The following is a 17360-nucleotide window of genomic DNA, read 5'->3' as shown; positions in this document are numbered from 1 at the left end:
GGGCTCGGTGCTGCCGGCCGGGCTCTGGGACCCGGCCGGCAGGTGATCACGGCAGGCGTCGGATGCCGAGAGTGTCCCTCCCGTCCCCGTTCCAGTCGCCGACGTAGACCTCGTCGGTGGCCCGGCCGTAGCGCAGCTCGATGTCCGCGTTGCCCGGGGCGATGGAGTTCTTGACGTAGTACGTCGCCCCGCGGCGGACGGCGAAGGTGTCCTTGCCGTCGCCGTCCCAGTCCCCGGCGAGGGTGATGTCGTCGGCCCTGCCGTAGACCACGACCTGGTCGGCGTTGCCGGGGGCGATGGAGTTCTTCACGAAGTACTGCGCGCCGCGCCGTACCGCGAAGGTGTCCTTGCCGTCGTTGTTCCAGTCCCCGACGACGACCTGGTCGCCGGAGCGGCCGTAGGCGACGACCTGGTCCGCCGGGCCGCTGGAGAGGTCGTTCTTGACGTGGTACTGGGCGCCGCGCCGCACCGCGAGGGTGTCGACGCCGTCGCCGTCCCAGTCTCCGACGAGCACCGTGTCGCCGGGGCGCCCGTAGACGAAGACCGACTCGGCGGCACCGCCTCGGGGTGCGTTGTTGACGTAGAAGACGTTCCCACGCCGGACCGTGATCGAGTCGGTCCCGTCGCCGTCCCAGTCCCCGATGAGGACCGCGTCGGCCGGCCGGCCGTACATGAACACGTGGTTCGCCCTGGTGGTCCAGGCGTCGTTGAGGAAGAACCCGTACGTCGGCTCCGTGGGCCTGGTCGGCTCCGGCTCCGGCTCCGGCTCGGGCTCCGGACTGGGGGCCGTGACCGTGACCTGCTTGGTGAGGGTCTTGCGGGCTCCCTCGTCGTCGACGACCGTCAGCGTGATCCCGTGGGTGCCGGCCGCCGTGTAGGTGTGCTCCGCCGTCCGACCGGTGGCGGTGTTGCCGTCGCCGAAGGCCCAGGCGTAGGACGCGATCGACCCGTCCGGGTCGCTTGAGGTCGAGGCGTCCACGCTCACGGTGAGCTCGTCGGCATCGACGTCGAACGCGGCGGTGGGAGCCTGGTTCGGGACCTCGACCGGCTCGGGGACGGTGACCTCCTTCGTCAGGCGTCGCGTCCCGCCGTCGTCGTCCTTCACGGTGAGGGTGACGCCGTAGGTGCCGGCGGTCGCGTACGTGTGGCCGGCCGTCGGCCCGGTGGCGGTGGCGCCGTCGCCGTCGCCGAACGTCCACGCGTAGGACGCGATCGTCCCGTCCGGGTCGCTCGAGCCGGTGCCGTCGACGGTGACCCGCAGACCCTCGGTGGCCGTCGTGAACGCCGCCGTCGGGACCGTGTTCGGCGGTTCGTCCCCGGCGCCCGCCTCGTGGTGCACGGCGACGCGGGCGGCGGAGAGCTCGGTCTTGTAGATGGCGACCTCGTCGATGTCACCGTCGAAGTAGGCGCTCGTCGGTGCCGAGGGCCACCCGTCGACCGTGAAACCGCCGAGGCGCCAGTAGCCGCGCGAGAGGTGCTCGCCGACCGTGACGTCGGCGCGGGACCCCACCGCCACGCCGTCGAGGTAGAGCGTCATGCCGGCCTTGGACAGCGTCCCGACGACGTGGTGCCAGGTGCCGTCGTTGTACGTCCCGGGGCTGGACACCACCTCCCTGTTCTCGTTGGGCTTGACCCCGAAGTGGATGTGGCCGGCGTCGTCCATGTAGAGCTGGCGGTCGTGCTTCGGCCGTCTGTCGGAGTTGTTGGCCCAGCCGATGATCCGCCCGCCGGTTCCGGTGGTGGTCCGGAACCAGGCCTCGACAGAGAAGAGGTCGGGCGGGTTGTCCGTGGTGCGGGTTGTGGCGTAGCCCGTGCTCGTGCCGTCGAAGGTCACGGACCCGTCGTCGTCGCCGGCGATCGCGCCGTCGATGCCGTCGGTGGCCCCGGCCGAGGCGGCGAGGAGGTGGAAGCCGACGTTGTCCTCGACGATGCGCTCGGCGTAGTCCTCGATGGTCCTCTCCGAGATCTCGTCCATCCGCCAGTAATCGGTGGGCTCGTCCTCGTACACGGCCGTGACGTAGTCGCTGTCCGTCCCGGTCGAGGCGACGGTCACCTCGGTCCACGGTGAGTTCGCGACGTTGCCGAAGGGGTCCAAGACCTGGACGCGGTACCGGTGGGTCGACCCGGGCACCAGGCCGGTGTCGGTGTGGCCCATGGTGAAGGGGTTCCAGAACCTCGCCTCGACCTGGCGGGTGTGGATCCGGTTCGCGCCTGCCACCTCGTCGCGGTAGAGCCGGTACTCGAGGTACTCGTTGTCGATGTCCTGGTTGGTGCTCCAGCTGATGCGCACCTCGCCCGCGGCGGTGGAGCGCACGTTGAGCGGGTAGGTCTCGTCGAAGAGGTACGGACCCTGGTCGTTGGGTGCGTTGTCGCTGACCGTGAACCGCGTCAGCCCTTGCTGGCTCGTGCCGTTGACGCGGGTGAACTCGCCGCCCATGACGACGTAGTCGGTGTTGCCGGTCACCGCCCACGGCCCCTGGTTCTGGCCGGTGTAACTGCCGGCGTTGATGCTGGGGTACCAGCCGAGCTGCGCGGAGGTTGGCTGCCCCTCGAAGCTGTAGTAGCGGCCCTGGTCCGGCTCCCACGACGCGGTGCCCGTGGGCTCGCGGCCGAAGGCGATGGCCCGGTAGTAGGGGTAGCTCCCCACGCGGCCGTCGTCCTGGCGGACCCCGTCGATGTTCTCGCAGTAGTGCGCGTGGTTGGCGACATAGATGACGTCGCCGATCGGGAAGACGCCGTAGGTGTCGCCGTGGCAGTCGTTGAGCCAGTGCACCTTGCCGGCGTCCCAGCTCGCCGCGAAGACACCCTCCCAGGTGCCGCCCTCCTTGCCGTAGGTCCACCCGCCGCCGTAGACGTAGGTCCCGTCGGTCGCCAGGGTGTGGATGGCGCCGGCGTCCGTGCCGTTGCGGACCCACTGGTTGGTCTCGAACGGCAGGCTGGCCCCGGTGACGGCGTCGAGCATGCCGAGGCCGTAGCCCGGGTCGTCCGACCCGTTCAGCTCGGTGAACCCGCCGCCGACGACGACCTTCGTCCCCTCCGGGTTGACGGTCATCGAGTCCACGACGCCGCCCGTCGCCTCGGGCGCCCAGTCCAGCAGCTCGCCGCTCGCCACGTCGAACGCGGCGAGCCGGCCGCGGTCGACGCTGCCGACGCCTGAGAAGTTCCCGCCGACGAAGACGGTGGAGTTCGTGGCGACGACGGCGTGGACGTGGTAGTTCATCGGCGGTGCGAAGGGCAGCAGGGCACCGGTGGCCGCGTCGAACGCGGCCACCCGATCGCGCGGCTGGTCGTTGACCGACCTGAACTCGCCGGCGACGTAGATGCGACGCTGGTCTGGGGAGACCGCGACCGAGAGGATCTGCCCGTCGAACGTCGGCGCGAAGTCCGTCATCACGCCGGTCGTGACGTCGAACGCCATCATGTTCGAGCGCGCCACGGTGTTCTGCCCCGGCTGCGACCCGGCCGGCCTGGCGGTCGTGAACTCCCCGCCCACGTAGACGAGGTCGCCGACCATGGCCATCGACCAGATCACGCCGTCGATCTGGGGGGACGGCAGCCCGTCGGCGGAGACGGTCACGGGCGTGGCCGGGTCGGACGGGTCGGCGGGGGCGGTGTCGGCCTGCGCGAGGGACGCACCGCCGAGGCTGACGCCGGTGACGGCCAGTGCGACGACCGACCAGGTGGCGACGAGCGAGCGCAGCCTCGTCCTGGTCCGTCCCGAGCTCGGGGAAGTCTTCAAGGCGATCAACCTCAGATCATCAGTGCTGGAACCCGGACGCCACTGCGGCGGGCGGAGTTTCCGGTTGGCGGTGGCCGCCTAGCTGGCGGACCGGCCGATCGATTCGAGGGTTCCCGTGGGGGCTGGCGCACCAGCTCGCTCGGGTTCGGTGGTGCCGGCCGGGCCCGGGGGCCCGGCCGGCAGGTGGTCACGGCAGGCGTCGGATGCCGAGGGTGTCGCTCCCGTCCCCGTTCCAGTCGCCGACGTAGACCTCGTCGTCTGCCCGGCCGTAGACCAGGACAGTGTCTGCGTCACCAGCGGCGATGGTGTCCTTCACGTAGTACGTCGCGCCGCGTCGCACCGCGAAGGTGTCCTTGCCGTCGCCGTCCCAGTCCCCGGCGAGGGTCACGTCCTCTGCCCTGCCGTAGACGACGACCCTGTCGGCGTTGCCGGGTGCGATGGCGTCCTTCACGAAGTACTGCGCGCCGCGCCGTACCGCGAAGGTGTCCTTGCCGTCGTCGTCCCAGTCCCCGACGACGACCTGGTCGCCGGAGCGGCCGTAGGCGACGACCTGGTCCGCCGGGCCGCTGGAGAGGTCGTTCTTCACGTGGTACTGCGCGCCGCGCCGTACCGCGAGGGTGTCGACGCCGTCGCCGTCCCAGTCTCCGACGAGCACCGTGTCGCCGGGGCGTCCGTAGACGAAGACGGACTCGGCGGCTCCGCCGCGGGGTGCGTTGTTGACGTAGAAGACGTTTCCACGTCGGACCGTGATCGAGTCGGTCCCGTCGCCGTCCCAGTCCCCGATGAGGACCGCGTCGGCCGGCCGGCCGTACATGAACACGTGGTTCGCCCTGGTGGTCCAGGCGTCGTTGAGGAAGAACCCGTACGTCGGCTCCGTTGGCCTGGTCGGCTCCGGCTCCGGCTCGGGCTCCGGCTCCGGCTCGGGTTCGGGCTCGGGGCTGGGGGCCGTGACCGTGACCTGCTTGGTGAGGGTCTTGCGGGCGCCCTCGTCGTCGGCGACCGTCAGCGTGATCCCGTAGGTGCCGGCCGCGGTGTAGGTGTGCTCCGCCGTGGCGCCGGTGGCGGTGTTGCCGTCGCCGAAGGTCCAGGCGTAGGACGCGATCGACCCGTCCGGGTCGCTGGAGGTCGAGGCGTCCACGCTCACGGTGAGCTCGTCGGCATCGACGTCGAACGCGGCGGTGGGAGCCTGGTTCGGGGCCTCGATCGTGACCTCCTCCGTGGTGGTGGCGGTGGCGCCGTCGTTGTCGGTGACGGTCAGGGTGACGACGTAAGTGCCTGCGCCGTCGTAGGAGTGCTGCGCGGAGGAGCCGGTGGCATCCTCGCCGTCGCCGAAGTCCCAGCTGTAGGCCGTGATGGTTCCGTCGGCGTCGCTGGAGCCGGTGCCGTCGACGGTGACCCGCTGTCCGTCGATGGTGCTGGTGAACGAAGCCGTAGGGCCTTCGTTCGGCGCTGCGACCGTGACCTTCTTGGTGAGGCTCTTCGTCGCACCGTCGTTGTCGGTGACGGTGAGGGTGACGTCGTAGGCGTCGCCGGCGGTGTAGGTGTGGCTCGCCGTGGCGCCGGTGCCGGTGGCGCCGTCACCGAAGTCCCACTCGTAGGAGATGACGTCTCCGTCGGTGTCGGTCGAGGCGGAGGCGTCCACGCTCACCGTGAGCTCATCGACGTCAAAGTCGAACGCGGCGTCGGGTGCCTGGTTCGGCGCCTCGATCGTGACCTGTTCGGTGGCGGTGTCGGTGGCGCCGTCGTCGTCGGTGACTGTGAGTGTCACGTCGTAGGTTCCACCGGCGGTGTAGGTGTGTTCCACCGTGGCGCCGGTTGCGGTGTTGCCGTCGCCGAAGGTCCACGCGTAGGACGCGATCGACCCGTCGGAGTCGGTCGAGGCGGAGGCGTCCACGCTGACGGTGAGCTCGTTGACGTCCGTGTCGAAGGCGGCGTCGGGAGCCCCGTTCGGGGTGACGACGGTGACCTGCTCGGTGCTGGTGCCCGTGGCGCCGTCGTCGTCGGTGACTGTGAGGGTCACCTCGTAGGTGCCACCGTCGGTGTACGTGTGCTCCGCCGTCGACCCGGTGGCGGTGCCGCCGTCGCCGAAGTTCCACGCGTAGGCGGTGACGGTGCCATCGGCGTCGGTCGAGCCGGTGCCGTCGACGGTGACCTTCAGCCCGTCGGCGGTGCTGGTGAACGCGGCCGTGGGGGCTTGGTTCGGTGCGACGACGGTGACCTCCTTGGTCAGGCTCTTGGTCGCGCCGTCGTTGTCCGTCACGGTGAGGGTGACCTGGTAGGTGCCGGCGTCGGTGTAGGTGTGGCTCGCCGTGGCGCCGGTGGCTTCGCCGCCGTCACCGAACGTCCACGCGTAGGAGGCCACGGCTCCGTCCGGGTCGCTGGAGCCGTTGCCGTCGACGTCGACCCGCAGGCCGTCGGTCGTGCTGGTGAATGCGGCCGTGGGCGCTTCGTTGGGCGGTGGCACGTCATGGGCCCCGGCCTCGTGGTGCGCTGCGATTCGGGCTGCGGAGAGCTCGGTCTTGTAGATCGCGACCTCGTCGATGTTGCCGGCGAAGTACCCGCTCGTCGGTGCCGAGGGCCACCCGCTGACGGTGTAGCCGCCGATGCGCCAGTAGCCGCGAGAGAGGTGCTCGCCGACCGTGACGTCCTCGCGGGATCCGACCTCTTCGCCGTCGAGGTACAGCGTCATGCCGCCCTTGGACAGCGTGGCGGCGGCATGGTGCCAGGTGCCGTCGTTGTAGGTTCCCGGACTGCTGACCACCAGCCGGTCAGCGGCGGGCTTGACCCCGAAGTGGATGTGGCCGGCGTCGTCCATGTACAACTGCCGGTCGTGCTTGGCTCGTCGCTCCGAGTTGTTGGCCCAGCCGACGATCCGGCCGCCGGTGTCGGTCGTGGTCCGGAACCAGGCCTCGAGCGTGAACACGTCCGGCGGGTTGCCGACCGTGCTCGTCGTGGCGTAGCCGGTGCTCGTGCCGTCGAAGGTGGCGGCCGCGTCGTCGTCCCCGGCGATCGCTCCGCCGGCACCGCCGGTCACGCCGGCTGCTGTCGTCAGGGGGTGGAAGCCGGTGGTGTCCTCGACGGTCGAGCCGGAGACGTCGCCCATGCGCCAGTAGTCGGTGGGCTCGTCCTCGTACACGGCCGTGACGTAGTCGCTGTCCGCCCCGCTGGAGGCGACGGTCACCTCGGTCCACGGCGAGTTCGCGACGTTGCCGAAGGGGTCCCAGACCTGCACTCGGTACTGGTGGGTCGAGCCCGGCTCGAGCCCGGTGTCGGTGAACCCCATGGTGAAGGGGTTCCAGAACTTCGCCTCGACCTGGCGCGTGTGGATCCGGCCCTCCGCCGTTATCACGTCCCGGTAGAGCCGGTACTCGAGGTACTCGTTGTCGATGTCCTGGTTGGTGCTCCAGCTGATGCGCACCTCGCCCGCTGCCGTGGAGCGCACGTTGAGCGGGTAGGTGTCGTTGAACAGTGTCGGCCCCTCGTCGTTGGGGGCGTTGTCGCTGACCGTGAACCGGGTCAGGCCCTCCTGGCTCGTGCCGTTGACGCGGGTGAACTCTCCGCCCATGACGACGTACTCGCTGTTGCCCGTGACGCTCCACGGACCTTGGAACTGCCCGGTGTAGGTGCCCGCGTTGAAGCTGGGGTACCACCCGAGCTGCGAGGAGGTCGGCTGGCCCTCGTAGTTGCCGTAGCGGTTCTGGTCGGGCTCCCAGGTGGCGGTGCCGGTGACGTCCCGGCCGAATGCGATCGCCCGGTAGTACGGGTAGTCGCCGACGCCGCCGTCGCCCTGTCGGACTCCGTCGATGTTCTCGCAGTAGTGGGCGTGGTTGGCGACGTAGATGACGTCGCCGATCGGGTGGACGCCGTAGGTGTCGCCGTGGCAGTCGTTGAGCCAGTGCACCTTGCCGTCGTCCCAGCTCGCGGCGAAGACGCCCTCCCAGTTGCCGCCGCGGGCGGTGTACGTCCATCCGCCGCCGTAGATGTAGGTCCCGTCTGTGGTCAGCGTGCCGACCGAGCCGTTGTCGGTGCCGTTGCGGACCCACGTGTTCGTCTCGAACGGCAGGCTGTCGCCCGTGACGGCGTCGAGCATGCCGAGCCCGTACCCGGGATCGTCCGAGCCGTTCAACGCGGTGAACCCGCCGCCGACGACGACCTTGGTCCCCTCCGGGTTGACGGTGATCGCGGCCACGATGCCGTCGGTCGCCTGGGGTGCCCAGTCCAGCAGGTCGCCGCTCGCCGTGAACGCGGCGAGCCTGCCACGGTCGACATTGCCGACGCTGCCGAAGTTCCCGCCGGCGAACACCTTGGAGTTCGTGGCGACGACGGCGTGCACGGAGCCGTTGACAGGCGGCGCGAAGGGCAGCAGCGCACCGTTGTCGGCGTCGAAGGCGGCGATACGCTGGCGGGTCTGCCCGTCGACGGTCGTGAACTCGCCGCCGACGTAGATGCGCTCGTTGTCCGGGGAGACCGCGACCGAGAGGATCTGCCCGTTGAAGTCCGGTGCGAAGGCAGTCAGCTCCCCGGTCGTCACGTCGAAGGCCATCATGTTCGAGCGCGGCACGGTGCCCTGACCATCGGGGGATCCGGCCGGCCTCGCGGTGGTGAACTCGCCTCCCACGTAGACGACGTCGCCGACCATGGCCATCGACCAGACCACACCGTCGATCTGCGGCGTGGGCAGTGCGTCGGCGGAGACGGTCACCGGCGTGGCCGGGTCGTCCGGGTCTGCGGGCGCCGTATCGGCCCGCGCCGTCGATGCACCGACGAGGCCGATGCTCACGATCATGACGACGGCGGACCAGTAGGCGACGAGCAGCCGCAGTCGCACGGCACCTCGCCCTGACGGTGTGCTGGACGTTTTCAAGACGATCAACCCCACATCGTGAGTGCTGGCACCCGGACGCCATCACGCCGGGCAGGACCCTCCGGTGGCCGTGGCCGCAGGAGGTCGAACCTGTCAGGCGACGGAGCCGGCGAAGGCCACGGTCGGGGCCTCGCCGGTGTAGCTGATCTCGACGCGGACGTCGTCGCGCTGGTCCTCGGGGACGGCGAAGACGTACGTTCCGGTGACGGTCGCACCGGCTGCGAGCTCACCCTGCAGCGGCGAGCTGCCTTCGCGGAAGGTGCTGGCCGGCGTGCGGTCCGCGCCTGAGGAGAGGAAGACGACCACGCCGTCGAGGGGGATCGCCTCGGCGGAGTCGTTCCTGGCCTCGACGGTCACCTCCAGCGCGGGGCCGGAGATCTCGCCCGGGGCCCGGGCGACCCCCTGGACCGAGGTGATGCCGGTGAGGGCCACCGTGACACCGGTGCCGAAGTCGCCGGTCTCGTCGAGCGGGACCGGCGCCTTGACCGGGACCGGCTCGACCGCCTCGGTGGCACCCTCGCCGAGGGCGGCGGGCGTCCCCGGGCTCGGTGCCGGGATCGGGGTGCCGTCCGGCATCTCGCTGGGCGCCTCGGTCGGTTCCGCCGCCGGCTCCTCGGCCGGCTCTTCGGCCGGCTCTTCGGCCGGTTCCTCAGCCGGTTCCTCGGTCGACGGTGCAGCTGGTTCCGTCGACGGGTCCTCCGGCGCGGCGGAGGCTGATGCCGCCCGGTCCGCCCCGGCCGTCCCCGGCGACCGGCCCTCCACGGCCGACGAGACGGCCCAGGCCACCAGGCCGAGGATCGCCGCGACGGCCACCGCCAGGACGAGGAGCCGGGTGCGGCTCCGCGCCGAAGTGTGCGTGTGCATGTCCTGCTCCCCAACTCCCCCTGCTGCCAGGAGTATGGGTCTGGGCACGGAGGCCGTAGGTCCGCATTTCCCGCATTGCTCCCGCAACGAAGACCACGACGGCACCCCGACGCCCTCGACGCCGGGAAGGATGTCTCGCGGGGACAGGCGAAGACCTATGAGTTCTCAATCAGGGAGCAGGCGATGGGTGAGCAGGCTGTCGGCGAGGTGGGATACGTCCCGGGTGGTTTCGACATGTTCCACATCGGTCACCTCAACATCCTTCGTGCCGCACGGTCGCGGTGCGACCGTCTCGTTGTCGGCGTGGCCACCGACGAGGCCCTCGTCGCGATGAAGGGCGCCGCGCCGGTGGTGCCTCACGACGAGCGGATGGAGATCCTCTCGAGCCTGAGGTTCGTCGACGCCGTCGTCCCGGACGTCGACGTCGACAAGCGGATCGCGTGGCGCGCAAACCGCTTCGACATCCTCTTCAAGGGCACGGACTGGCTCGGGACCCCCAAGGGCGAGCGGTTGGAGAGCCAGATGCGGGAGGTGGGGGCCAGAGTGGTGTATCTGCCCTACACGCCCAGCACGTCGTCCACGATGCTTCGCGCCTTCCTCACCGACGCCATCGCGACGGCGCCCGCCAGCCGTTAGGACGGCGTCTGGTCCGTCGTCGCGAGGTTCGCCAGCTGACGCAGCTCCCGCCTCGAACGGATGCCGAGCTTGCGATACGTGCTGGTGAGCCGCAGCTCGACGGTCCGCACCGAGACGTACAGCGCACTGGCGATCTGCCCGTTCGTCAGGCCACGGTGCACGAACCGCGCGACCCTCAGCTCGTCCTCCGTGAGGCTGGTGATGTCCGCCTCGGCGGGTGCCTGCGCACGCTCGAGCCGCTCGATCTCGCGGTCGGTCACCTGCGCACGGCCGGCCGCTGCGCACTTGTCGTACAGCTGCCGGGCCCGCTGGAGGAGCAGCAGCCGGTACGCGTCCCGCTGTGTCGGCAGGTCTGGGTCGCCGTGCGCCTGGGCCGCGTACTCCTCGGCCGTCAGTGCGCCCAGCCGGTCGGCGGCGAGCTCCAGCACCTGCGCCACGTGGGCGGGGAAGGTCGAGTCCCGACCGGCTCGCTCCACCGCGGCGACCACCGCGACAAGCCCCTCGGCGGGAGCGCTGAGCAGGTCGAGGGTGGCCGCCGGCGCGACGTCGTCCGCCGCGTCACCGGCCGCGGCCCGAAGCCTGGTGCTCACCACCTCGACCAGCTCGGCGCTGCTGCTCGGCCCCGCCCGGTGCAGGTGAGAAGCCAGGTCGATCAGCGTCGTCGGCAGGACCCGGCCCGCCCGTACCGCCCGCGCGAGGTGCTCGGCCGCCTCGGCGGGGACACCGGCGAGCTGGGCGCGCAGACCCTGGGCCTCGTGGAGTGCGGCCGAGAGGACGGGGGGAGTCTGGAAGCCCCGGGCGAGCTCGCCGAGCTCGGACAACCACTGCTCGGCATCGGCCGTGTGCCCGCCGAGCAGTGCCGACTGAGCGAGCAGGCCGATCCCGGCCCCACCCTCGGGAACGTGGAGCGGGAGGCCCTCCTCGGCGGCGGCGACGGCCACCTCCTGCGCGCGGCGGTACTGGCACGTCGACAGGTGCAGCCGCACGGACAGCATGGCGAGCTCCGCGCGGAGCAGCGGTGCCTGGCCGGGCCGGACCTGTGCGTACAGGTCCGAGGCGGCCCCGCGTGCCTGGACCCAGGCGCCCGAGTCGATCAGCTGGGCGAGTGCCTGGAGCTCGAGCATCCAGCCGGTGAGGTCGAGGCCGGGCCGCCTGACCGCGAGAACGGCGAGCGGGTCGGACGGGCCGCTCTCGGGCCGGTGGTGCTCCACCATCGCGGCGGTGAGGGCGAGCTCGGCGAGCAGGTCCGGCGTCGCGTCCGCCCCGACGGGGCGCAGCGACTCCGCCTGCTCGAGATAGCGGCGCGAGCCCTCCTCGTCGCCGTACCGCGCGCACAGGCGGGCGGCCAGCGCGGCGATCGAGGCAGCCGCGGCGGGCTGGGGTGCGGCGAGCCGGTCCAGCGACGAGGCCACGAGCCGGTGCGGGACACCCTTGTCCCTGAGCGTCATCGCGGTGAGGAGCAGCGGGAACGTCCGCTCGAGTGCGGCGGGTGCCGCGCCGACGGCGCCGGTCAGGAGGGTGACGGCGCGCGTGGGATGTCCGCAGTACGTCGCCGCGACACCGCCGAGCAGGAGCAGCTCGACCGGTGGGGCGGTCTCGCCGAGACGCTGTGCCACATCGTCGACGAGCGTCTGCACCGAGGACGCCTCGCCGCGGTCCAGGAGCGTGCCGGCCCCGTCGACGAGAGTCCTCACCAGCTCGGGCGTCGGGGTCGCCCCCGACCGGAGGGTGAGCCATTGCCGGTCGAGCGAGCCCTCCGGGTAGCACGAGGCGAGGGCGGACTGCGCGGCTCGCACCTCGTGCGGTGTGCTCAGCGCGTGGACGGCCGAGAGCAGCCGTGGGTGGTCGGCGGTGACGAGCCCGTTCTCCTCGCGCAGGACCGGCTCGCCGTCCTGGCCGGTCACCTCGTCGATCGTCACGCCGGCACACTCCTCCAGCGCAGCGCGGTCCGGACGGACGGCGACGGCGGCACCGAGCACCAGCAGCCGCTCCTGCGGTCCGAGCGACTGCCACCACCGACGGTAGGTCGCCGAGGTGACGGCCGTGCCGGGCAGCGGGGCGGGCAGCGGCTCCGTCCCGGCGAGCTGGTCCGGCCCGAGCAGACCGCACACGGCGCGCAGGTCGCCCGGGACGGCTCCGGTGCGTCGGACCAAGTCGGCGGCCACCGAGTACGGAACCCGGCTGCCGACGGCGGCACGGGCCAGCTCGACGGCCTCCGCGTGGGCCAGGGGAGGCACCTGGCGCACCCACAACGGACCGACGGGGCTGTCCTCGAAGGAGCTCCTCGGCAGGACGTGGCTGGTGGCCGCCACCATCACCGGCAGGTCCGCGATGCCCGCGGCCAGGGAGGTCAGGGCGTTGAAGACGGAGGCGTCGTCCACCGGGAGGTCGTCGACGGTCACGAGCAACGGACGCTGGTCGCTCAACGTCCGGAGGGCGTCCACCCCGACGCGGATCAGTCGCGGGTCGTCCAGCGTCATCGCCGCGCCGGCCTCGCTCAACGTCTGCTCGGCCGACTCGGCGAAGCGCCGGAAGACCTCGCCCGCCCCGCCGGAGGCGATGGCCGACATGGCGGCCCCGGCGTCTCCCTCGAGCAGCCCGCTGGGGACGTGGACGGCGCGCAGGTCCGCGACCGAGTCCCCGGCCCGCACGATCGACTCCCGCAGCAACGTCGTCAGCCCGATGCCGGGCGGCCCGATCAGCACGACGACGCTGCCGCGCCCGGCCGCCAGGCGCTGCACCATCTCCTCGATCCGGTCGAGCTCCTCCGATCGACCGAGGATCCGGTGCGAGGTGCCGGCCCCGCCGTCGTCGACCATCCCGGAATCGTACTGGCGCACCGGGAGTCGCACGCGGGGATGGCGCCGGCACGCCGGTGGCAGCCCCGCACCGGTCCTCGGTCCGCACCGGAGTCCGCACCGGCCCGCAACATCTCCGCACCATTGCCCGATCGGGCTGCCCGGCGCGAGAATTCCGGTCCCGCCGACGACGGTCAGCCCCTAGCGTGCAGCGCAAACGAGGTGCACGGCCCCCGCGCCGAGCCGGACACGGAGCTGACCATGGACGTGACGACCAAGTCATTCGCGAATTCCGTCCGCGCACTCAGGACGGCGCAGAAGTCCAACCGGGGCGCCCCCATCTACTCCCGGCTCGTCAACCGGCCGGTCGGGAGAGTCTTCGCCGCGCTGGCCCACCAGGTCGGGCTGACCCCGAACCAGGTGACCGGCGTCAGCGCGATCTTCACCTTCACGGCCATCGTGCTCGTGGCCCTCGTCCCACCCTCGCCCGCCGCGGCCGCGACGGTCGCGCTGCTCCTCATGATCGGCTACGGCCTGGACGCGGCGGACGGTCAGCTGGCCCGGCTCCTCGGCTCCGGGTCGCCGGCAGGGGGATGGCTCGACCACGTCTGCGACAGCGCGAAGACGGCGACCATCCACCTCGCGGTGCTGGTCTCGATGTACCGGTTCGCCGACCTGCCCACCGATCTCCTGCTGCTCGTCCCGATCTGCTACAGCATCGTCGACTCGGTGCTGTTCTTCGGGTTCATCCTGACCGACAGCCTGCGTCGGCCGAGCGGGCCGGCCCTCGCGCAGGCCGAGAACGCCCGACCCTCGGTGCTCCGGTCCGTGCTGGCCGCCCCCACCGACTACGGGATCCTCTGCCTCATCTTCTTCGCGTTCGCATGGCCGCAGGTCTTCCTGGTCCCTTACGGCATCCTCATGCTCGGCACCGCCGGCTACCTGTTGCTGGCGCTGCCGCGGTGGTACCGGGACATCTCCCGGCTCGGTTCACCGGTACCGGGCACGCGTTAGGCGGTCCCACTCCGCCCGCACGTATGGCGGCAGGGCGCACGCGTGACGATCAGGCCCTCGGCACAGACGGGGCGCTCGGGACCCATGGTGCAGGTGCAGGTGCAGGTGCAGGTGCAGGTGCAGGTACGGGTCCAGGTGCAGGCGCTGGTGCGGCGGGCTGTGCGAGGCCGGACCTCCGACGCCCGGAGACCCGCCGGGGGCGAGGTTCCACGACCAGCCGTCGGCAGAGCTGCTCGTAGGAGTCGGCGACGTCGTCCCAGCGGTACGTCCGTGCCCGGTCCTGCGCGGCGGCACCACGGACCCGCTGACCCGCGGGATCCTGCTCCGCCCGGTGGAGGGCGTCGCGGACGTCGGCGCCCTTGGCGAAGTACGTCCCCGCGCTACCGAGCACGTCCCTGTTGAAGGGGACGTCGAACGCCAGGCACGGTGCCCCGGCGCCGATCGCGCGGAGCAGGGACGGGTTGGTGCCGCCGACGGAGTGGCCGTGGATGTACATGAAGCAGCCCGCGTAGAGCTGGTCGAGGAGCTCGGGGTCCCACACACCACCGAGGAACCGGACGCGGTCGTCCCCGAGGTGGTGAAGGTGCGCGGTGTAGCGATCGGCGTACGGTGCCGAGCCGACGACCACCAGCGGCAGCCGAGCGTCGCTGTGGCGGTACCCCTCGACGATCGTGTGGACATGGTTCTCCGGCTCGAACCTGGCGACCACGAGGTGGTAGCCGTACGGCTCCAGTCCCAGCTCGGACAGACGGTCGTGACCAGGATCGATGATCGGTGCGCCGTAGGCGATCAGGGTCGACGCGGCGCCGAACTCGTTGCGGTAGTAGTCCGCGATGCCGGGTGCGTCCGCGATCACCACGTCAGACCAGCGCACCGCGAGCGACTCGGCACGACGGTAGTAGCGCCGACCGCCCGGCCCCCACTTGCTGCGGAGCCACTCCAGGCCGTCCACATGGGTGGCCACCGGGATGCGCCTCGCCCTGATCACCGGCAGCAGCGGGGCGTTGGCGGCGTTGAACAAGAGGGCGACGTCGGTCCGGTGACGCGCCAGGTGCGCGACCGACAGGGCGGTGTGGCTCAGCGTCTCCAGCGACCGCCGGTGCATCGCGGGCAGGTGCACGAGGTCCATCCCGAGATGGCTGCTCGCAGGCGTGGGAGCGTCGGCCGTCCCTCGGCAGTAGACGACGACGCGGTGCCCGCGCTCGGCGAGACGGCTGCCGACCTCTTCGACGCAGGTCTCGAAGCCGCCGTAGTGAGCTGGCACCCCGCGCGTTCCCACCATGGCGATGCTCAAGGTCGTCGGATCCATCGTCATCAGCCACCCCGTCTCGAGCAGGCGTCGAGTCGCACGGAGCGGCGGAACCGCTCGAACGGCTCTGGCGGTGCTCGCGCTGTGCGCCGTCAGGATCCGCGGAGCATAGAGGCAGCGCAGCATGACCCGGAGGATGAACGACGGGTGAACGATCTGTGCTCAGACGCCGAGAAGGTTAGTCCGTCCACGCCCCGAGATGACGGCTTCCCGGCGTGCGGTCTGCCAGCTCGGCGAGCTCGTCGGGAAGGGGCAGGGCGACCGAGCCGGACAGCTCCTCCAGGACCGGCAGGGGCTGCAGGTCCTCGGACAGGACCGTGGTGCCCGTGAACTCGACGCCGGTCTCCTCCTGGTGCACGGTGATGCGGAAGTCGGCCACGGTGCGGAACACGTGCGGGTCCTTGTCGCGGCGTGACCACACCACGAGCCACTTGGGAGACATGTCGTCCGGCCGCTGGTAGACGTTGCCGGCCGCGGTCACGTCCATCTCGGCAGCGGTCCACCGGCCGCTGAAGTCCTCGACGCACAGCAGACAGGTACGCGACTCCATCTTCGCGGGCAGCGCCGCAGTGCCCGTGTGGACGATCACGTTGTTGCGGAACGCGACGCTCTGGGTCTGCCACGTGAGCGGCAGGTCGGGATCGCGGAAGGTCCCGCGGGGGTGCAGGTCCCGGTCGTCCTGCACGACGTTGATCGACCTGTTGTTGTCGACGAACGTGTTGTTCCAGACGTCGACGTCCTCGGTGTCGTTGAGCTTCAGGCCGTTGCCGACGTTCCGCGCGATGACGTTGCCCACGACGGCGGCCTCCCCGGAGACCTCGATCGACACGCCGTGCCCGGTGTTGTCGAGGACGCGCGAATGCACGATCGCGATGTCGTACGCGGACTCGTCGAACCACAGGCCGTTGGCGAGGTTGCCGGTGAAGGTGCTGTTCTCGACGAGAACGCCCCTGGAGCGTCCGATCTTCGCGCCACCCGCGGCGGGGGACTGGTTGAACCGTTCGAGGTTGTTGTCGCGGACCGTCAGACGCACCAGCTCGAGGCCGTCGGCCTCGGTCGCGCTGAGCCCCAGCATCCCGTTGCGCTCGAGGGCGACGTCCTGCAGCCGCACCCCTTCGCTCAGCACGTGCACACCGGTCGTGGCGTTGTCCGTGACGCTGACCCGGTCGAGCGTGACGCCCGGCGCCTCCACCGTGACCGCGCCCATGTGCGGCACCGACGGCGCGTACTTGCGGATCCCGATGCCGCGGACCAGCACGTCGGCGCTGCGCACCCGCAGGGCACGGGACCGGGCGCTCGCCGTGACGGTCGCGCCGCCGGGGTCGCTCCCGAGAACCAGCTCGTCGTTCTGGTAGTCGACGTAGAAGGTCCCCTCGCGGACCTCGCTCGCCGAGCCGACCTGAACCTGACGCTCGTCGTCGATCCACACCTGGTCCGGGTGCGCGGCCAGCGGATGCGCGGGGTCGACGAAGTTCCATCCGGTCCGGCTGTGGTCGGGGGCTCCCCAGCTGTAGGTCGGGCTGGCGTTGAACTCGGCGGTCCAGCCCGTGGAGACCCACAGCCCGTTCTCACGGGACCACTCCGGCACGACGACGGAGCCGTCCAGCCACACGTCCGCCCCCGCCGCGGCGACCAGCCGCAGACCCGGGCGCCCCTCGATCTTGAGCGACTCCCGGTAGGTGCCGGAGTGCACCAGGATCGTGTCGCCGTCGTCCGAGCGTCGGACCGCGGCCTCGAGGGTGCGGAGCGGGGCGGCGGCGGAGCCTTCCGCCGCGTCGTCACCGTCGACGGCCACGTGGATCGTGCGCACGTCGGCGACGGCGGCACTGGCCGGGGCACCGCCCTCCGAGCCGTCGCGGGTGAGCGCGTAACCCAGCAGACCGGCGCCGAGGACGAGGGCGAACGCGAGTGCAGCGGCCCACCTGCGCACAGATGAGCCGGTGCGGCGATCTCCTGGCGGCATAGGTTCCTGCTCACGTCCAGCCGGCAACTCCGTCGTTCCCACGAGCAGCGTATCTCCATCGGCTCGCGGCGTTCGCGGTTCGTGCCGGACCGGCCGGCGCCCGCGGTACCGGTCGGTGCGCTCCGTAACGTGCCCGAGGACGGCCGGGACGGCGACGGCAGATTCGCGCAGGA

At 71.2% G+C, this 17360-nt stretch carries 8 protein-coding genes; 2 read left to right on the top strand and 6 right to left on the bottom strand.

Annotated elements, in window-relative coordinates; translation table 11 throughout:
* Window positions 1-46 precede the first annotated feature (46 nt).
* The 3 genes from GD748_RS18105 to GD748_RS18095 all read right to left on the bottom strand — a co-directional run bounded on the left by GD748_RS18105 (window position 47) and on the right by GD748_RS18095 (window position 9467).
* The gene (locus tag GD748_RS18105; protein WP_152196654.1) at window positions 47-3739 is read right to left on the bottom strand and encodes a PKD domain-containing protein; all 3693 of its coding nucleotides are present in this window, start codon (window positions 3737-3739) and stop codon (window positions 47-49) included.
* A 187-nt stretch (window positions 3740-3926) separates the two neighbouring features.
* Window positions 3927-8567 carry a PKD domain-containing protein gene (locus tag GD748_RS18100; RefSeq protein WP_152196653.1) on the bottom strand — a complete coding sequence of 1547 codons (4641 nt, stop codon included), beginning with the start codon at window positions 8565-8567 and terminating at the stop codon, window positions 3927-3929.
* 129 nt (window positions 8568-8696) lie between these two features.
* Window positions 8697-9467 (bottom strand): hypothetical protein, encoded by a 771-nt coding sequence (locus tag GD748_RS18095; protein ID WP_152196652.1) that lies wholly within the window; start codon window positions 9465-9467, stop codon window positions 8697-8699.
* A 183-nt stretch (window positions 9468-9650) separates the two neighbouring features.
* Between GD748_RS18095 and GD748_RS18090 the strand changes: the two genes are divergently transcribed.
* Window positions 9651-10103 (top strand): adenylyltransferase/cytidyltransferase family protein, encoded by a 453-nt coding sequence (locus GD748_RS18090; protein WP_152196651.1) that lies wholly within the window; start codon window positions 9651-9653, stop codon window positions 10101-10103.
* Here GD748_RS18090 and GD748_RS18085 read toward each other — a convergent pair.
* A complete protein-coding gene (locus tag GD748_RS18085) occupies window positions 10100-12922 on the bottom strand; it encodes a helix-turn-helix transcriptional regulator (protein ID WP_152196650.1) in 2823 nt (940 codons plus the stop codon). The two genes, GD748_RS18090 and GD748_RS18085, sit on opposite strands and share 4 nt — an antisense overlap.
* 240 nt (window positions 12923-13162) lie before the next feature.
* Between GD748_RS18085 and GD748_RS18080 the strand changes: the two genes are divergently transcribed.
* On the top strand, window positions 13163-13915 hold the full coding sequence (locus tag GD748_RS18080; RefSeq protein ID WP_152196649.1) for a CDP-alcohol phosphatidyltransferase family protein: 753 nt from the start codon (window positions 13163-13165) through the stop codon (window positions 13913-13915).
* 49 nt (window positions 13916-13964) lie between these two features.
* On the opposite strand, the gene GD748_RS18075 is transcribed toward GD748_RS18080, so the two are convergent.
* Both GD748_RS18075 and GD748_RS18070 read right to left on the bottom strand, forming a co-directional pair.
* On the bottom strand, window positions 13965-15230 hold the full coding sequence (locus GD748_RS18075) for a DUF1972 domain-containing protein (RefSeq protein ID WP_152196648.1): 1266 nt from the start codon (window positions 15228-15230) through the stop codon (window positions 13965-13967).
* Window positions 15231-15402: 172 nt separating this feature from the next.
* Window positions 15403-17154, bottom strand: coding sequence for a right-handed parallel beta-helix repeat-containing protein (locus GD748_RS18070; protein ID WP_193313013.1), 1752 nt, complete (start codon window positions 17152-17154; stop codon window positions 15403-15405).
* Between the last annotated feature and the right edge of the window lie 206 nt (window positions 17155-17360).

Source organism: Georgenia subflava, assembly GCF_009193155.1.
Lineage (GTDB): Bacteria > Actinomycetota > Actinomycetes > Actinomycetales > Actinomycetaceae > Georgenia > Georgenia subflava.
This window is presented reverse-complemented; position numbering and strand designations above follow the sequence as displayed.

Coding starts and splice junctions, on each gene's coding strand:
- GD748_RS18090 (WP_152196651.1), top strand. CDS start 9,651: ATGGGTGAGCAGGCTGTCGGCGAGGTGGGATACGTCCCGGGTGGTTTC.
- GD748_RS18075 (WP_152196648.1), bottom strand. CDS start 15,230: ATGACGATGGATCCGACGACCTTGAGCATCGCCATGGTGGGAACGCGC.
- GD748_RS18080 (WP_152196649.1), top strand. CDS start 13,163: ATGGACGTGACGACCAAGTCATTCGCGAATTCCGTCCGCGCACTCAGG.
- GD748_RS18095 (WP_152196652.1), bottom strand. CDS start 9,467: ATGCACACGCACACTTCGGCGCGGAGCCGCACCCGGCTCCTCGTCCTG.
- GD748_RS18085 (WP_152196650.1), bottom strand. CDS start 12,922: ATGGTCGACGACGGCGGGGCCGGCACCTCGCACCGGATCCTCGGTCGA.